Source organism: Terriglobia bacterium (assembly GCA_036496425.1).
Lineage (GTDB): Bacteria > Acidobacteriota > Terriglobia > 20CM-2-55-15 > 20CM-2-55-15 > 20CM-2-55-15.
Genome location: DASXLG010000143.1, coordinates 1 through 16,617, shown reverse-complemented (window position 1 = coordinate 16,617; position 16,617 = coordinate 1). Strand labels below are relative to the sequence as shown.

Below are 16,617 nucleotides of genomic sequence, written 5' to 3'. Positions count from 1 at the left end.
CGTGCTCGGCGCGGCCGCGGCGGGCAGTACAGCTGCTTCAGCTCAGTCCACGGAGACTGGGCATTGGCAACCGGCCCGCCACATGCTGGACGACTGGCTCGATGAGGTTCCCGGCAAACACCGCCTGGTCTTCGATACCACCACGGCGGAAGGCCTCAGTTCTGCAATGCTTTATGCGAGCAACTATTTTCAGGCCAACCGCACCGGATATAACCTGCAGGACAATGATCTCGCCGTCGTCATTATCGTGCGCCACAACTCCACTCCGTTTGCGTATAACGACATGATCTGGTCGAAATACGGCACTCCGATTTCCAGCCAATCCGGTTTCGTGGACCCCAAAACCAAGCAGCCTCCCACAGCGAATGCTTACAACGCCGCTGGTGGCCGCGGCGGAACGCTGGACGCCCTGGCCAAACGCGGAGTGCACTTCGCCGTATGTCAGATGGCGACTCGCGCTTTTTCCGGCACGATCGCGAGAGCGGTCAGCGGAAATACGGACGACATCTACAACGAGATCGTGGGCAACCTCTTAATGAACTGCCACATGGTCCCGGCGGGAATTGTCGCTGTGAACCGTGCTCAAGAACGCGGCTATGCGTTCGTCCATGCGGTCTGATATCGTGTGTCGATATTGGGCGTTTCTATCGCCCGGCATCATCACCATTCGCCGAACAGCACGAAAGTTTTGCTATTCCGGCGAAAGAACGCAGATGCGCCGGTCGCCCAAAAAACACGTCCGCATTGCGCCGTTCTGGGGCTCAATGCGGAATTTCAAACTCTCCCGGGAAAACACAGTCTATCAACGCGTTTATGAAGTTCTCACGGGAAAAGATCAGAACCCGAAGTTTGCCCATCTCAGTAAGACCGACCGCCAGGCCATTCTCGAGATTTTGACGGATACCAAAGCCGATCTTCCGGATTACTGGAGCGGTACCACGCTGGTTGGCGCGAACCGCAATTAGGATCAAGAACTGAAGCTCCTGTCGAAGGCCGGCGTGATCCGTCAGAAATTGGCCACTGCCCGCGCGTGAGCGAACGATTTCGACACGCTGAATTCCAAGTCTTTGGCGCTCAGACCGCGATCAGATATATCTCAACAGCGACAGGATGCCGATGATGATGACGATCGTCCGGACGATCTGCCGGGCGCGACCGTCGAGCGGGATGAGGTTGACCAGATAAAGCACCAGAATCACGACCAGGAAGTCGATTAGAATGCCGACGAGAATAGACATTGCCCCTATTTCACCGCCTCTTTTTCCGAGTGCTTCCTCGAAAGCAAGCGGCTCAATTCGGGCGAAAATTCCTTCAGGATGTTTCCCGCCATGTCCACGCCGATCTGAATACTGAGCCGCGTAGCCGCCTCGGAAGCCGTCCGGTTATCCGGATAGTACGCATTGGAGATTGCAACGCTCGTCGAGTTCCCAAGGATTTCCGAGAAGTTGAATTGCATGCGGCCGGAATCCGTGCGCGTCCAGAAGATCTGCTGCACCGCATATCCAAGCCTGGACAACGTACTTCCTGTTTGACGCTGGAAATAGCGCGGATCCTGATGAAAAATGCTGGGATATATCGCCCCGGTCATGAAATTTCCAATGACAAAGTCTCCATAAGAAGCGGCGTAATAGCGCGCGTACCCTGACGGGCCTTGTCCAAAGGAGGGACTCGATTCCGTTAACTGCGACTCGCCCGCGAATAGCCCACTGAGAATGAGGGTTCCCGGGTCGAAAGAATCCTTTGCCGCGATCTTGAACTTCTGTTCGGACGAGAGAGGCATGTAATCGCCCTGACTCCGAGTTGTTCGATAGTTGGGGACGATACCGAGGATTCGCTTCGGCGGGTCATTGTTTTCGGCCGCTGCTGTGGTCTGCTGCGTCTGGGCGAAACCCGGCACTCCCAGCACGACCAGAACCCCGGCTGCAAATATCAAAGAGGCGAATCGCTTCGGCATGAATTTTATAAAGTGCAAGGGAATTGCCAATTCCGAACTGGAGCCGTAAGCCTTTACGCCTGTTCAACTGGGAATCGCTGGAACCTCGCTGCCGTCAAAGGGATAAAGAGGAATTCCATGGAAGTTCTTCCCTGCCGTCAAAAGGCGGACTTCAGCTTGAGGCTTTCCCCCGGGACTTCCAGGCGAGGTTCATTGGGGCATATCCGAAAACACTTGGAGACATATCGGTCCGGATAATCGCATGCTGCTCATCTTAGCAACCGCTGCTACGTCGATCGAATGCCTTCTATCATGATTTCAATCATGATAGTGGTGCCTCGTTTACGTCAGTGCGAAGTAGGTGAGGTCTTTAAAGAGTCTCATTGAGGATTGCCGGCGGACCCTGCGAGCCATCGGATCCAACGTCAGCCGACCTGGCGCTGAGCTGGCAAGAGCGGAGCTGAAACTGTACGGCTCGTCGGCGACCGCCGCCGAACCCAACAAGCGAATCTGGATTTCGACACCGCCAACCAACATCTGGACCGGCATGACGACGACTCCGTTTGCAGCGACACTGAGGGATAAAGAGAACTACGTGGACTTAACCGGCATGGCGCAAGTGCGCTGGATCACACGCGCGTCCGGCTTCCATGTCGTCCATCCGGCCGACGGAATTCTGGGGAGGCACCCCGAATTCAGTCGAAGGAACTGTCTAGCCACGCCCGAATTCGGGGTGCGTCCCTGCAATTCTTAACACAAGAGTGTCCGCGGGCTGCTCGGGTAAGAATAGCCCTTAAAAGGTCGGCGGCGGCAAGAAGCCGGCGCGAATGCTCCGTCCGATGGACCTCCTAAGTAGTGCCGAGCTACCTGCCGTAGGCCGCTTGCCAGTTGGTGACGACGGTAACATGCGTGGCGGGGGCGCCGCCGACGGGAAGCAGCGCCAGAAACTGGCCGCCATCGGCGCTCGGTTGATACGTGATTCCGCTGACTTCGGCGGTAAAAAAAGATGGTTCTCGAAATAGTTCATGCGGTGTGCCGAAGGTTAGCTCCGGCCCGCGCTTCACATCAATAGCCATCAGCCTGAAGTCGGAGATGAAGTAAAGCTCGCTTCCATCACTGCGCCACCGGGGATAGCGGCCTCCTCCGATGGAGACCTGGCGTTGGAAACCGCCGGGCGTCATCGATGCAACGTACACTTCCTGCTGCAGTGAAGAGTCCGAACTGTATGCCATAAAGAACCCATCCGGGGAGATCTGTCCATTTCCTTCCCAAAAGGGAGTGTGCAGGACGGCCTTCGGTATGCGTTCTCCGTCGAGAGGCAGCAGACTGATGTCGTTTTTCGAGTCAGCGCCAGTCTGTGAGAACGCTATGAACTTGCCGTCCGGCGACCAGCTGGAGGCGTATAAGTTCGTTCCGATCACAGGCAAGGATTCTTCTTTCGAGAAACCGCGTGCCGCCTGCTTGTAGAGTCGATCTTCCGGATAAACGGTGAACACCACCGACGAACCATCCGAGGACCAGAGTGGGGCAAACGCGCTGAATGGTCCGAAGGTGAAACGTTGCGACGTTCCGCCGGCTACGTCATGCAACCACAAATCTCCCCGTATACGCTGCCCGCCCGTCGAGTACAAAAGCTGGGTTCCGTCCGGTGATAGCGCGAAGTCCGTGATGCTTTTCCGTCTCAAAATCGACTTACCGCGTTTCCCTGTGCGGTCCAGCCAAACGAGTTCACGGTCTTGAGATGCGCTGTCGTCGGACATATAAATGAGAGTTCCGTTGCTGGATACCGAGAAAGCGGTGCTGGAAGTATTTCCGGAATCCGGAACCTGGTCGGCCAGAGGAAAGGCCTCTCCTGTCATCATCAGATTGGCGGCATTAAAAGGCTGTGCCATGAGTGTGGTGCCGCGGCGAAAGAGAATGAACCCCCTGGTAGCCGAGCCGGATGACCGAACGAAGCGGGTCGCGGAGAAGTCCGGTAAGATGCGAACCGGTGGACCTCCCTTCAGCGACCCGACGTAGATGCCGTCGACCTCATTCCTGTCCGATTCAATCGTGTAGAGAAAACGGTCCGCGTCGGCCAGAAACGCCGGGAAACGCAGCGAATCCCGAGTGCCTGGACCGGTGCGTGGCAGATCCAGCGGAGTTGCGGCTCCGCCGCCAGATCCATCCCTGGACACAGACACGCGAAAGAGCGTGCCGACCAGGGTGGGCGCGAACACGATCGTGCCGTCCGGGCCCCACGATCCGCCGCGCCCATCCGGTGCGTCGGCTATGATGGTGGCAGGTCCGCCGCCGGCTGCAACCTGCTTCAACTTACCCTGTGAGAAGAAGGCGATGTGCGTGCTGTCCGGCGACCAGAACGGATATGTGATTCCGTCCGTTCCTGGAAACTCGCGGTCCTCAAGGGAATCCAGTGCACGGACATAAAGGCGCAAGGACTCGCCGGATCGAGCCGCGAACGCAAGAGAACGGCCGTCCGGCGAGAGTTGAAATTGGAGAAACTCGGAATCGCCCGGCCGGGTGAGTTGGTAGCGGAGACTCTGGACCTGCGCCGGTGTTTCACCGAAATGCTTCCAGGCAAGCACGGCAACGGCGAGGGCCATGACCCACGCGATCGCCGGCCACAGCCAGGAAATACGTTGCGGCTCGGATTCAGTCAGAAGCAGTTGCCAGTCGCCGATGGCTCGCAGGCGGCGTTTCGGATTCTTTTGCAGGCATGCCACGAGCAGACGGCGGAGTTTCCGCGGAACTGCGTTCATATCAGGCGCTTCTTTCACCACACTGGCCAGCGTTTCACTGAGGTCTTCGCCCTTGAACGGGCGCCGCGCTGTGACCATCTCGTACAGCATCACGCCGAAAGCCCATATATCCGCACGCGAGTCGATAGGTCTGCCGCAAGCCTGTTCCGGGCTCATATAAGCAGCAGTGCCGAAGATGACGCCGGGTTGCGTGAGCGCCGACAGCGTCGGTGAGTCGTCGTCGGCGGTAGTTGATGCAGTCTCCATCTTCGCCAGGCCGAAATCGAGAACCTTGACGGCGCCGTCGTCTCTGACCTTGACGTTGGCCGGCTTGAGGTCGCGGTGGATGATCCCTTTTTCATGCGCTGCTTCCAATCCTTCGACAATCTTCGTCGCAATGCTCAGGGCTTCATCCAAAGGTATCGGACCGCGCTTGATGCGCTCGGCCAGGGTCTCTCCAGGCACCAGTTCCATCACAAGAAACGTCCGGCCGCCGGACTGTTCGATACCGTGAATGGTTGCGATGTTGAGATGATTCAATGACGCCAGAACACGCGCCTCCCGTTCAAACCGTGCGGCCCGTTCGGCATCATGAATAAATGCTTCAGGCAGGAGTTTGATGGCGACGCTGCGGCCTAGCTTCATGTCTGTGGCCTGATACACCTCACCCATTCCGCCGGTTCCCAGGTGACCGGTGATTTCATAATGTGCGAGCTTCGTTCCTACCATGATCTGCTGAAGATCGGCAGACGAATTCTATCAGACGGGGTCAACGGATAGGCGAAACAAGGCAGGGTGACGATGTTGGGCGGGAACCGGAAGGGCAAAGGCAGCCTCCGATAATCAGAGTGTGGACCCGATCGTTACTTCATACCCAGTACCATCGGCACTGAAGTGGACGATTGGCCCTTCGATTTCTTGCGATGACAAGATCAACAATGCGTGAGTCTGTAACCTTAAGCGCTTTTCCAATTCAGGCAAAGGAGCGCCGAGACCCCGAAAAGTCGTCACAGTTGTTCCGGATTCCGAAAGAGTCTGCAAAGCAATTATGTTTCGCAGAGGCAATCAAGTGTCCGCAGGATCATCGCCGAGGGATCTTGTGTTTTCAACACGGCGTGGAAAGCCACTGAGCGACAAAAATCTGCTCAAGCGGAATATCTATCCAGCGTGTGATGCTCTCAAGATCCCGAGGATCAGTTGGCATATGTTTCGCCACCTCCACGGTACGCTCCTTTCTCCGCTTGGGGTTCCTGTTGCCGTGACACAGGCTCAGCTTGGGCACGCAGACCCGCGGATCACTCTATCGATCTACACGCATGTTCTTCCTGACGCACAGAGAGACGCCGTGGAGAAGCTGGACAAGCTATTGTTGTTCCCAAGTGTTCCCAAATTGCTGGGGATGGGGAATGTAGGACAGGCGGAACAAACCGTAAACTCTTGATTATTCTGAGGAATGAAAATGGGCGCGACCGGGATCGAACCGATGACCTCTACCGTGTCAAGGTAGCGCTCATTCCAACTGAGCTACGCGCCCGAGACCTTTACGAGTCGCTCACCATCTTAGCTTAAACCCGCTCCCCAGTTCACCCAGGGAATTATAGACGAACTGAGTATCGACGTCGGAGTGTTGTCGCGACGGTTCATCGGTGATCATTGCAGCCGAATCCTGAAGAAAATCGCGGCATTGCCGTCTCATCCCCGGCCTTCGGGCATGACGCAGCTGGCGACTTCCGGAGACCCGGTCTATCGGATCCGGATCGGGGATTACCGCGTGATCTATGAAGTTCACGACGAAGGAGCTTTGAGTCATGAATAGGGTGTCGGTGAAAGACATGCGGGACCACATTGCGGAAATTGTGAACCGGGCAGCCTTTGGCAAGGAACGCATCCTTGTCACACGGCACGGCAAGAATGTGGCGGCTATCGTTCCGGTTGAAGATGTGGAAACGATGGAGTATCTCGAAGACCAATATGACATTGCGGAGGTGCAGCGCATTCGCGCCGAAGGGGGCCCGACGCTCTCGATGGACGAATTGAAAGCGCGGCTTGCCAGGAAGCCAGGGGCGGCCCCAAAACGTGGCGGGAGCCGCGGCCGTTCGGCCATATCGCGGAAACGCTAATCCGCACACCGTCCTACCTTTTCAATTCCGCCAGGTCCTGTGCAATCAGGTCGAGGCGGCGCAGGACCTCTTTGAATTCCACTTCTTCTCTGGCCGGTTTTTTCGGGACGAAAGTGAGGGTGCCGCCGGATTCGAGCACGACGCGGTCGATCTCTTCGAGGGAGGAGAAACCCTGCTTATGGGCCGCTTCTTCCAGCTCGGTGACGGTGATCAGTTCTTTTTTCAAACGTTGCCGCTGGAGCTGGCCATTTTCCATCAGAACGTCGGGATTGCCTTCGACAAAGCGGTCGATGGTCTCGTGCGAATAGAGAAACCGGATGACGACATAGTTCATGGCCAGAAGGGTGGTGGCGCCGATCAGGCCGCCGAGCAGCGAATTGTCGTTACCGATGATGGCGTTCTGGACAGTGTTGGAGAGTGTCATCAAGACGACCAGGTCGAATGGATTGAGCTGCGCCAGTTCCCGCTTGCCGGCAAGGCGCAGCGAAATGATCAGGAACAGATAAACCAGAATCGGCCGGATGATTTTTTCGAGAATCGAAACGTCGGGGTGAAGAAGATCGCGCAGTAGAGCTGCATCCATTTAAGGTCCTCCCAGTCGAATAGCAAACTGGGAGATTGTAAATCCGGAGGGGGAAAAAAGTGGGGTGGGCTGGGAGAGATCCACCCCCGAGGCTTCACTGCTTCACGAAGCTCCAATGCGCGTCGTGATAGCGAAAGCCAATCCAAGAGCCGGTTTCCAGCACAGCGCCGGCTTCTGCAGACGATTTGTGGCAACGGATAATGTAGTCATCCGCCTGCAGCCTTTCAAACTCCGTTACCACGCCCCGGGCGTTCGACAGAATGACGTGCCGCGAGGTCTCGCTTTGATCTGTCCGTGATTGCAATGTCCTCCTCCTTGTATGGTTAGCTTTGCATGTTCTTGCCCATATTCCGCCGACTGTAAGTCGTTCAAGAGACGTGATAGCTTGAATCGGGGGGAGGAAATGCGTTTCCGAATGCGTTTCAAAACGAGCCATGAATATCATCCTGTCATTTGTTCTGGCTTTGGCGCTTCTCGGGCCTGAAGGCATTCCCGCTCCGCAGGCAATTGCCGGCGAGAGCGGCGCCATGGTGACGTCCGGAGGAGGAAATGCGCAGCGTTGGACCGGAGGTTGGACGATGGAACCGGCACGGGAAAATGGACGTCCGGCTGTGCACTTCACGGAGGAGGGAAAAGGGCAGTACTCGGGATTTACCGGGCAGATCTCATGGGCAGCGGATGCCCTGTGGAGCGCGGACGGGCCTCTCAAGCCGCTGCGGTCCGAGAAGACGTTCAAGGACAGCAGCGGGAAAGTGATCGGAAAGGAGCGGATGACGTTTGATCCATCGAAGGGTTCGGTGAAGTATGAGCGCGAGCGCGACGGGCGCGTGGTGGAATCGAAACAAATGACGGTGCCTGCGGATACGCTGGCGCCGGAGGGGATTGCCGGAATCTTGAGATTCCTGCCGTTCGACCATTGGCATAACCAGACCGTGCATATCCTGAGCAACGAACCCAAGCTCTATAACATCAAGCTCGAGATGCGGGGCAGGGAAATGGTCAAGACGCCGGCCGGAGAGTTCGAGTGCTTCAAGATCGAGCTGGTCCCGCAACTGGGCGCGCTGAATCTGGTGAGGTCGTTTCTGCCGAAAGAGTATTTCTGGTTCAGTGTCGAGCCATCGCACTTCTGGGTGAAATATGAAGGGCTGGAGGAGGGGCTGGGGACCCCGCAGATCATGATGGAGTTGAGGACTTACCAGCCGAATTGATGAGGAGCCGCTGCGCGGGATTTTAATGGAATTTTACCAACCGCCCCGTCTGCGCCGCTAAGGAACGGGATCATTGTCTGGTGGCGCAGCCACCCCGCCTTGCAAAGGCGGGGAATGTTGCAGCGCCGCTTTACCTCACGTTTTCGACGGCCTGCAGCATGTCGATTCGTCCCGTACCGAGCTCATTCTTAAACCCCGGGTTTTGGGCGTCGATGTTGACGGCGCCGTTGGCCATCGGATTATCGGGATTTCTGCGGCTCTCGGACAGAAGCAGCGCGGCTTCGGCGGAGACGAAAGGTGCGCTGAAAGATGTACCGGACGCGATCGCGTAGTATCCGCCGGGGTACGCCGAAATGATGTTCACTCCCGGAGCATCGACGAAGATGTCGTTGCCATAATTCGAGAACGCTGCCTTTTTGTCGTTCAAATCGGTAGCAGCAACGCCGAGCACCGTATTGAGGGAAGCCGGGAACTGCGGCGTGCTGCTATTGTCGTTGCCGGCTGAGGCGACGACGACAATTCCTTTATTTGTGGCAATCTGGATCGCTGCCTGCACGGCCTGCGACGAGGATGCCATGCCGAAGCTCATGTTGATGACATCGGCGCCGTTCGAGACAGCGTATAGAATGGCCCGCGCAATCGTGAAGGCATCCGCGTTGCCGTTATCGTCGAACGCCCGGAGCGGCATGATCATGGCATTGGGAGCAAGAGCGGCAAGAATCCCGGCGCAGAAAGTCGCGTGACCGTGGGCCGGGTTGGAAGCATCCAGAAAACTGGCCGAAGACTGGTCGAGAAAACTCGCCGTCGATTGATCCAGGAACGCCGCCGTCGACTGATCCAGAAATGCCGCGGAAGATTGATCCAGGAATCCCGCCGAAGACTGGTCCAGAAAACTCGCCGACGATTGATTTAACGACGCGCCGTTCGCTGCCCGGTCCGCCACGAAATCGTATCCGGACGTCAGATGGCCGATCAGCGCGGGATGGCCATAATCGATGCGCGCGTTGATGTCCGCGATAACGATTCCACGCCCGCTGGAAACCGCCGCGGCTCTGGCCGCATGGACCAGTTGCATCGCGGGCTGCGCGGCGTACCATTCCGCTCCCTGGGAGCTCTGAACGATAGCGATCGCTCCCGATGGTTGAACTGCGATCGGGGCATTGTTTTCGACAGCGACCACACCCAATTGAGAGGCAGCTGCAAGTGACGCGGCCGAAGGGACGCTCATCAGGTAGAAGTTCGTCCCCGGTATGGCTTGCAACACCTGTCCGCCCACGGCGCCGGCGATAGCGCGGGCCTGGGCATTGGGAGCGACCTGGACAATGACCCGGTGCGGACCGGCCCATACCGAGAGCTGAGTTGAAACAATCAGAAGAAATGCAGCGAGGAACCTTTTCATATCACCACCGATAACGACAGTTTTTTCACTCTGTGACGTTATCGGTGAGATTCACGAAAACTTTAGGGGCTAATGTTTATGAGGGTTCCTGCCGATACGATGCCTGATGAGCAGGTCCGACTCGTATTTAAAGACTTACGTCGATTCCGGCGATGGAGCCCGCCTGCAGGGCGAGATCGCCGAAGTCTGGAAATCGATACGCAGCCGGAACGTCTATTCCGGCGGTCCGCGGAGCGAACAAACCCAGCAGGCGATCGCACGATCGATCGTCGCTCTCAAACTGGCGTCCCGGACAAACGACCGGGCTCTGCTGGCGGAAGCCTGCCGGCTCATGGCCCACACGCTCAACGTGGATGAGCAGTACGGCCAGTCCCTCGACCATTACCGGAAGGCAATCACGCTGTTCGAAAGCTGCGGCTCGCCGGAGCAGGCCAATCGCACGCGCCTTGGATTCATGGCCGCGCTGTACATGACCGGAAACTACGATGAGGCGATGGAGGCGGCCGGCGAAGCGGAACGCTGGTTCCAGTCGCGCAATAACTCGCTGGGTTTGGCCAAGATCTACACCAATGTCGGCAACATCAATTACCGGCGGGAACAGCATCGCGAAGCGTTGCGCTTTCACTCGAAGGCGCGGGGCCTGTTCGAACAGTTGAAGAATTGGCCGGCGGTTGCGATGAGTTACCTGAATATCGCGAACGGACTTTCATTTACCGACCAGCTCGATGAAGCGGAGGCCATGTACAACTCGGCGGAGGAACTCAGCGCGCGGTTCAATATGCAGGAACTGTTCATGCAGACGCGATATAACAAGTCGTACCTGATGTTCCTTCAGGGCCGTTATCCCGAGTCGATCGAATCGTTCGGAGCTGTCCGTGAATACTTCATGAAGATGGGCAGCCAGCACCACGTGAACCTCTGCGATCTCGATGGCGCCGAGATTCATCTGCATCTGCTCCAGCCGAAAGAGGCCGTGATTTTTGCGAGCCGCGCCGTCGATGGTTTCGCGAAATTGTCGATGCGGTATGAACATGCCAAGGCGCTCACATTTCTCGCGATGGGGCTCGCGCAACTCGACCAGATTGCCGAGGCGGAAGCGGCCGCCGTTTCCGCGCGGACCATGTTCGAAGCGGAAGCCAACACGTACTGGATTTCGGTTGTGGATTTTTGTCTGGCTTACGTCCGTATGGCAAAAGGTGACGTGGACAAAGCCCGGTTGCTCGCGGCGCAGGCCAAACTGCAGTTCAAGACCCTCGAGATCAAAGGCGGCATGGCAGAAAGCCTCATGCGCCTCGGTTCAATGACGTTCGAGCCGGCCCAGATGAAGACCGCCGCGGCGTGCATGACGGAGGTATTGAAGCTGACGATCAACAAGAGAAGGTAGCCGCGTCATCTGCGGCTATTTCCCCAGCTGCTCCCAGGTCTTTCCCTGTTTGACGTCCACAGTAAGCGGAACATTCAGCTGAACGACGTTCTGCATCATTTCGCGAATCGTTTCCCTGACCGCCAGCTCGTCTTCAGGAACTTCAAAGATCAGCTCGTCATGGACCTGGAGCACCATTCGGGTTTTCAGTTTCTTTTGGCGTAATTCTTCAGCAATGCGGATCATCGCGATCTTGATGATGTCCGCTGCGGTCCCCTGGATCGGAGAATTGATCGCGGTCCGCTCGGCCATACTGCGGCGCATTCCGTTCTTTGAATTGATCTCCGGGTGCTGGCGGAGGCGGCCGAACAGGGTTCGCGTAACCCCGGTGTCGCGCGCCTGGCTCAGGCAGTTCTCGATATACCGCCGGACCCCCTGATACTGCGCGAAGTATTTCTCGATGAAGTCGGCGGCCTCTTCCGGGCTGATGCCGAGTTGCTGCGCGAGTCCATACGGCGTTTGCCCATAAACAATCCCGAAATTGACGGCCTTGGCGCGTTCGCGCTGGGCGGAAGTGACCTGATCGATCGTCAGGCCGAGCACCGCAGCGGCCGTGCGCCGATGGATGTCTTCTCCGGCGGAGAAGGCTTCGGCGAGATGATCGTCGCCCGAAAGATGCGCGAGAATCCGCAGCTCGACCTGGGAATAATCGGCCGAGACCAGGCTGAAGCCTGCTTCCGGAATGAAAGCGCCGCGAATTTTGCGTCCGAGATCGGCGCGGACCGGAATGTTCTGAAGGTTGGGATCGCTGCTCGAAAGCCGCCCCGTGGATGCCGCCGCCTGGTGAAACGAGGTGTGGAGGCGGCCGCTCGCCGGATCGATCAGCTTCGGAATGACATCGATATATGTCGATTTGAACTTCGAAAGCTGGCGGTATTCCAGGACCAGTCGCGGCAATTCATGCTTTTCCGCCAGCTCTTCCAGAATTTCGACGGCGGTGGAGTACTGGCCCGACTTTCTCAGTTTGCGAGGCCGCGGCAGGTTGAGTTTGTCGAACAGGATCTCTCCGAGCTGGCGCGGAGAATTGATGTTGAACTCGCAGCCGGCAATCGCGCAGATCCGCCGGGTGAGGTCCTCGAGCTGGGTTCCCATTTCCACCGACATACGTTCCAGGACGGGTACATCGATCTTCATCCCCGCCGTCTCCACTTCGGCGAGCACGGACGACAGCGGCAGCTCGATATCGGCGTAGGGTTTCGCGGCTTCCTGTTCAACGCGGGAAGCGAGCTCTTTGAAGAGCCGGCCGATCCACGGCGTGCGTTCGTCGCCCGGCGCGACCGTGTGACCTGTCAGATCGAAGACGACATTTTCCAGCTCGTACTTTCCGCGATTCGGAAACAGCAGATACGCCATCAGCAGCGGATCGTCGTAAGGCGGTGAGATGTCCAGGCCACGCCTCCTCAGCTTCAGCATCGCTGTCTTGAGGTCGTACGTGATCTTGCGGACATTCGGATTCGAGAGAATTGCACTGACGCGATTGTCGAGAGGCACGCTGTGAACGGCGCCCTCTCCGGTCCAGAACGTGGCGCGGTCGGTCTGGACGTCGATGATGACTTGTCCGGTAGTGGCCGGCGGCATTTCGCTTTCGACGACTTCGATGGTGGGGCCGCTTTCGGGCGGCAGATATTCTTTGATCAGCCCGGTGAATTCGAGTTCCTTCAAAAGCGGCATCAATATGGCGCGATCGGGGGCCTTCACTTTGAGATCTTCCCAGTCGACGTCGACCGGAACCTGCGTATCGATGGTCACGAGCTGTTTGCTGAGCAGGATCTGCTGCCGGTTCTCCACCAGCGACGCGCGCTGCTTCGCACTCGATACTTCATCGGTGCGTTCGAGGAGCGTCTCGATCGATCCGAATTTCTGCACCAGGTCGCGCGCGGTTTTCTCGCCGATGCCGGGCGCTCCCGGCACGTTGTCGGAGGTGTCCCCCCAGAGCCCGAGTAGATCGGGGATCTGTTCGGGCGTCACTCCGAACAATTCGACGACTTTTTCCCGGTCGACGACCAGGTCGTCCTTCGATGTGTTCAAAATCAGAATGGTGTCCACTAACTGATACAGATCCTTGTCGAGGGTGACGACGACGGGATAGAGGCCGTTCGCTACCGCCCGGGTTGCGACGGTGGCGATGATATCGTCGGCTTCCTGCCCCGGGATCGCGAGTACCGGTATGCGCATCGCCTCACAAAATTTCCGTAAATAAGGCAGCTGCTGGGCGAGGTCGGGCGGCATTTTCTTTCGCGTCGCCTTATAAAGGTCGTACTGCGCGTGGCGGACGGTGCGTTCCGGGCTGTCGAGTGCCACACAGATGTAGTCGGGTGGGTATTTTTCGATCACCCGTTTCAACATAATGGCGAATCCATACACAGCGTTGGTCGGCAGTCCCTGCGTGGTGGCGAGTCCGCGAATCGCAAAATAGGCGCGATACGCCTGCGACATGCCGTCGATGATGAGAAATAGAGGGTGTTTCATCATGATTCCTTAATAAATGCGCGGCTAATCCACAACACGCTGTGCACAAATGTACACGGTTTGGGCCTGTGTTGGGTTTGTAAGTTGTTCATTGCTCACGTATGTTTGCGCGGCCAGTCAATTGCTCACGATGCCACGGATGCACGAGCAGACGATTGCGAAACCGATCGAGTTCAGTGGTATCGGGCTTCATACTGGCGAGCATGCGACGGTTCGGGTTTTGCCGGCTCCTGCCGGAAAAGGCATCGTCTTTCGCCGCGTCGATCTGGACAATTTCGAGATCCGCGCGGATGTGGGGTCGGTCGCCCGCGTTTCCTACGCCACGACTCTGATGAATCGCGGCGTCTGGATTTCGACCGTCGAGCATATTCTGTCGGCGCTCTACGGCGTCGGGATCGACAACGCGTACATCGAGCTCGATAACTTCGAAGTTCCCATCCTCGACGGGAGCGCTCTGCCCTTTACGGAAGCGATCGCGAGCGTCGGGATCCAGCCGCAAGACCAGCCAAGGCAATATATTCGGATTACCAGGGAATTTGTGTTGCACGACGGTGATAAGACGATCGGGATCTATCCCTGCGACAGGTTCGCCATCCAGTATGACATCGATTTTCCTCACCCGCTGATCGGACAACAGCGCGTGGACGTGCAGTTTACCGGCACGAACTACGCGGATTCCATTGCTCCCGCCCGGACCTTCGGGTTTTATGACGAAGTGGAAAAGCTGCAGGCGGGCGGTCTGATCCGCGGTGGCTCGCTCGAGAATGCCATCGTGCTGACCGAGACAGGAATGTTGAACGACACCTCGCTCCGTTTTCCGGATGAGTTTGTCCGGCACAAGACGCTGGATTTGCTTGGCGACTTTGCTCTGATCGGGCAGCCGGTCCTGGGGCGGCTCGTGGCGCACCGCGCAGGGCACGCGCTGCACACGAGGTTTGTGGCCGAGTTGCTGGAGAGTACGTCTCATTGGGTGATGGACACGCCTTCCGAGTTGTCGGTTTCCTCCGCGCGGTAAACCTCGTTGGCGACGCGCGCCACGGTCAACACTTCCACTCTTTCCGCTCCTCCACGTTTCAGGGTGCGCGTGACTTCGTTCATCGTCGAGCCGGTGGTGTAGACGTCGTCGACCACGATGATCGTTCCGCTGACTTTTGCAGAGAGCTCGAATGCGCCGGCCAGGTTTCGTTTGCGTTCGTTGCGTGAAAGGCCTGTCTGGCTCGGCGTGTTCTTGCGCCGGCGGAGCAGACGCGTGGAAACCGGCCGCCCGAGCTGTGCGGCGATAAGTTCGGACTGGTTGAAGCCGCGGCTGCGTTCGCGCGAGCGGTGGAGAGGGACGGGCAGGATGAGGGCGCCCTGGAAGTCGTGGGCGTTGAGGCACTCCTTGAGGATGCGGCCGAGCGGTTTTGCCAGTGACACGCGGTCGGCGTACTTCAGGTGATGGATGATTTCGCGGAAGGTGTGCGTGAAGAGCAGAGCGGAGCGGGCGAAGTCGAAGAGATGATCACCGCGCAGGCAGCCGCCGCAGAGTCCTTCAATGGCGGGCGCGGGTTCGCCGCACTTACTGCAGAAAGGCGGCTCGATCGGAAACAGGCTGGACCAGCATTCCGGACATGCCCCTCCCCATCTGCGCTCCTGAACTGGAGCATGACAGACGCAACATGTGACTGGGAACAGGAGATTGAGAATGTGGTCGAGCAAAGCGCGTTTGGGGAAACGCAAAGGGCGATCTCAGTATAGCGAAGGAGCGGTGAAGGGAAAGAGATTTTTGGAGGAGGAAGAAAAAGGAGCGCGCTCCGCGCGGGCATCCATAAGGAGGCTTCGCGACCTTTTACTAAACCAGCGGCTTGAGGAACTCGCTTAAGCCGGCTGATTTAAGCCGGCTGATTTGGGCCGGCTGATTTGAGCCGACTGATTTGAGGTGGTTGATTTGAGTTGGCTGATTTGAGTTGGCCGCATTCCCCGCCTTTCCAAGGCGGGGTGTCTGCGCGCATCAAAGATTTCCAGAATCGCGCGCAGACGGGGCGGTTAGTAATTTCCATCAAATTCCCCGCCTGAGTCCTGTTCAAAACTCGCGCCGGATGTCGTCATGGGAGATGCCTTCTGCGCCCTGACAAACCGGATGATGCGCGGCAGCCGGCGCACCGTCCTCTCTGGCTTACCGCGGGAGGTAAGGCAGAAAAGAAAAAAGTCTCTGGCTTACCGCGGGAAGTAAGGCAGAGAAGAAAAAAGTCTTTGGCTTACCGCGGGCGGTAAGGCAGAGAAGAAAAAAGTCTTTGGCTTACCGCGGGAAGTAAGGCAGAAAAGAAAAAAGTCTTTGGCTTACCGCGGGAGGTAAGGCAGAAAAGAAAAAAGTCTCTGGCTTACCGCGGGAAGTAAGGCAGAGAAGAAAAAAGTCTTTGGCTTACCGCGGAAGGTAAGGCAGAGAAGAAAAAAGTCTTTGGCTTACCGCGGGAAGTAAGGCAGAGAAGAAAAAAGTATCTGGCTTACCGCGGGAGGTAAGGCAGAGAAGAAAAAAGTATCTGGCTTACCGCGAGAGGTAAGGCAGAGAAGAAAAAACTCTCTGGCTTACCGCGAGAGGTAAGGCAGAGAAGAAAAAACTCTCTTGTAACGCGCCACGATAATTTGCGTCATCGCTGTCAGGGTAATTTGCCTCGAGATTCTCACCCTCAGAACGACGACATCGGATAAGAAGACCAGCCGCGGGATAGGGATACTGGTTTGTATAGGCAGAATGGAGTATCCCG

At 57.4% G+C, this 16,617-nt stretch carries 16 protein-coding genes and 1 tRNA gene; 7 read left to right on the top strand and 10 right to left on the bottom strand.

What is annotated here, in order from left to right; genetic code table 11:
* Both VGK48_10280 and VGK48_10275 read left to right on the top strand, forming a co-directional pair.
* Positions 1-619 (top strand): hypothetical protein (locus VGK48_10280; protein HEY2381551.1); only part of this gene is annotated, 619 nt, incomplete at its 5' end.
* 94 nt (positions 620-713) lie between these two features.
* A complete protein-coding gene (locus tag VGK48_10275; GenBank protein HEY2381550.1) occupies positions 714-965 on the top strand; it encodes a hypothetical protein in 252 nt (83 codons plus the stop codon).
* Positions 966-1,085: 120 nt separating this feature from the next.
* Here VGK48_10275 and VGK48_10270 read toward each other — a convergent pair whose 3' ends face one another.
* The 5 genes from VGK48_10270 to VGK48_10250 form a co-directional block, all read right to left on the bottom strand.
* On the bottom strand, positions 1,086-1,238 hold the full coding sequence (locus VGK48_10270; GenBank protein ID HEY2381549.1) for a Thivi_2564 family membrane protein: 153 nt from the start codon (positions 1,236-1,238) through the stop codon (positions 1,086-1,088).
* A 5-nt stretch (positions 1,239-1,243) separates the two neighbouring features.
* Complete coding sequence (locus tag VGK48_10265; GenBank protein ID HEY2381548.1) at positions 1,244-1,954, bottom strand: hypothetical protein; 711 nt, start codon at positions 1,952-1,954, stop codon at positions 1,244-1,246.
* A gap of 321 nt (positions 1,955-2,275) precedes the next feature.
* On the bottom strand, positions 2,276-2,482 hold the full coding sequence (locus VGK48_10260; protein HEY2381547.1) for a hypothetical protein: 207 nt from the start codon (positions 2,480-2,482) through the stop codon (positions 2,276-2,278).
* Positions 2,483-2,796: 314 nt separating this feature from the next.
* The gene (locus tag VGK48_10255; GenBank protein HEY2381546.1) at positions 2,797-5,400 is read right to left on the bottom strand and encodes a protein kinase; all 2,604 of its coding nucleotides are present in this window, start codon (positions 5,398-5,400) and stop codon (positions 2,797-2,799) included.
* 731 nt (positions 5,401-6,131) lie between these two features.
* Positions 6,132-6,205 (bottom strand) — tRNA-Val (locus VGK48_10250).
* 90 nt (positions 6,206-6,295) lie between these two features.
* Here VGK48_10250 and VGK48_10245 point away from each other — a divergent pair.
* Together VGK48_10245 and VGK48_10240 are read left to right on the top strand one after the other, a co-directional pair.
* Positions 6,296-6,487, top strand: coding sequence for a type II toxin-antitoxin system RelE/ParE family toxin (locus tag VGK48_10245; GenBank protein HEY2381545.1), 192 nt, complete (start codon positions 6,296-6,298; stop codon positions 6,485-6,487).
* The gene (locus tag VGK48_10240; protein HEY2381544.1) at positions 6,480-6,791 is read left to right on the top strand and encodes a type II toxin-antitoxin system Phd/YefM family antitoxin; all 312 of its coding nucleotides are present in this window, start codon (positions 6,480-6,482) and stop codon (positions 6,789-6,791) included. The genes VGK48_10245 and VGK48_10240 overlap by 8 nt, the downstream gene beginning before the upstream one ends.
* Positions 6,792-6,804: 13 nt before the next feature.
* Here VGK48_10240 and VGK48_10235 read toward each other — a convergent pair whose 3' ends face one another.
* Both VGK48_10235 and VGK48_10230 read right to left on the bottom strand, forming a co-directional pair.
* Positions 6,805-7,374: a YetF domain-containing protein gene (locus VGK48_10235; GenBank protein ID HEY2381543.1), complete on the bottom strand. Its 570-nt coding sequence runs from the start codon at positions 7,372-7,374 to the stop codon at positions 6,805-6,807.
* 94 nt (positions 7,375-7,468) lie between these two features.
* Positions 7,469-7,678, bottom strand: a complete 210-nt coding sequence (locus VGK48_10230; protein HEY2381542.1) for a hypothetical protein — start codon at positions 7,676-7,678, stop codon at positions 7,469-7,471.
* A 130-nt stretch (positions 7,679-7,808) separates the two neighbouring features.
* Here VGK48_10230 and VGK48_10225 point away from each other — a divergent pair, with 130 nt between their 5' ends.
* Positions 7,809-8,582, top strand: coding sequence for a DUF3108 domain-containing protein (locus VGK48_10225; protein ID HEY2381541.1), 774 nt, complete (start codon positions 7,809-7,811; stop codon positions 8,580-8,582).
* Between the two features lie 130 nt (positions 8,583-8,712).
* On the opposite strand, the gene VGK48_10220 is transcribed toward VGK48_10225, so the two are convergent.
* A complete protein-coding gene (locus tag VGK48_10220) occupies positions 8,713-9,981 on the bottom strand; it encodes a S8 family serine peptidase (GenBank protein ID HEY2381540.1) in 1,269 nt (422 codons plus the stop codon).
* A gap of 106 nt (positions 9,982-10,087) precedes the next feature.
* Here VGK48_10220 and VGK48_10215 point away from each other — a divergent pair, with 106 nt between their 5' ends.
* A complete protein-coding gene (locus VGK48_10215; protein ID HEY2381539.1) occupies positions 10,088-11,365 on the top strand; it encodes a tetratricopeptide repeat protein in 1,278 nt (425 codons plus the stop codon).
* Between the two features lie 15 nt (positions 11,366-11,380).
* Here the strand turns inward: VGK48_10215 and polA are convergent, their stop codons facing one another.
* A complete protein-coding gene (gene polA, locus VGK48_10210) occupies positions 11,381-13,876 on the bottom strand; it encodes a DNA polymerase I (GenBank protein ID HEY2381538.1) in 2,496 nt (831 codons plus the stop codon).
* Positions 13,877-14,003: 127 nt separating this feature from the next.
* Between polA and lpxC the strand changes: the two genes are divergently transcribed.
* Entirely contained in the window at positions 14,004-14,888 is an 885-nt protein-coding gene (lpxC, locus tag VGK48_10205) for a UDP-3-O-acyl-N-acetylglucosamine deacetylase (GenBank protein HEY2381537.1), read from the top strand.
* Here the strand turns inward: lpxC and VGK48_10200 are convergent.
* Positions 14,837-15,592: a ComF family protein gene (locus tag VGK48_10200; protein HEY2381536.1), complete on the bottom strand. Its 756-nt coding sequence runs from the start codon at positions 15,590-15,592 to the stop codon at positions 14,837-14,839. The two genes, lpxC and VGK48_10200, sit on opposite strands and share 52 nt — an antisense overlap.
* Positions 15,593-16,617: the final 1,025 nt, after the last annotated feature.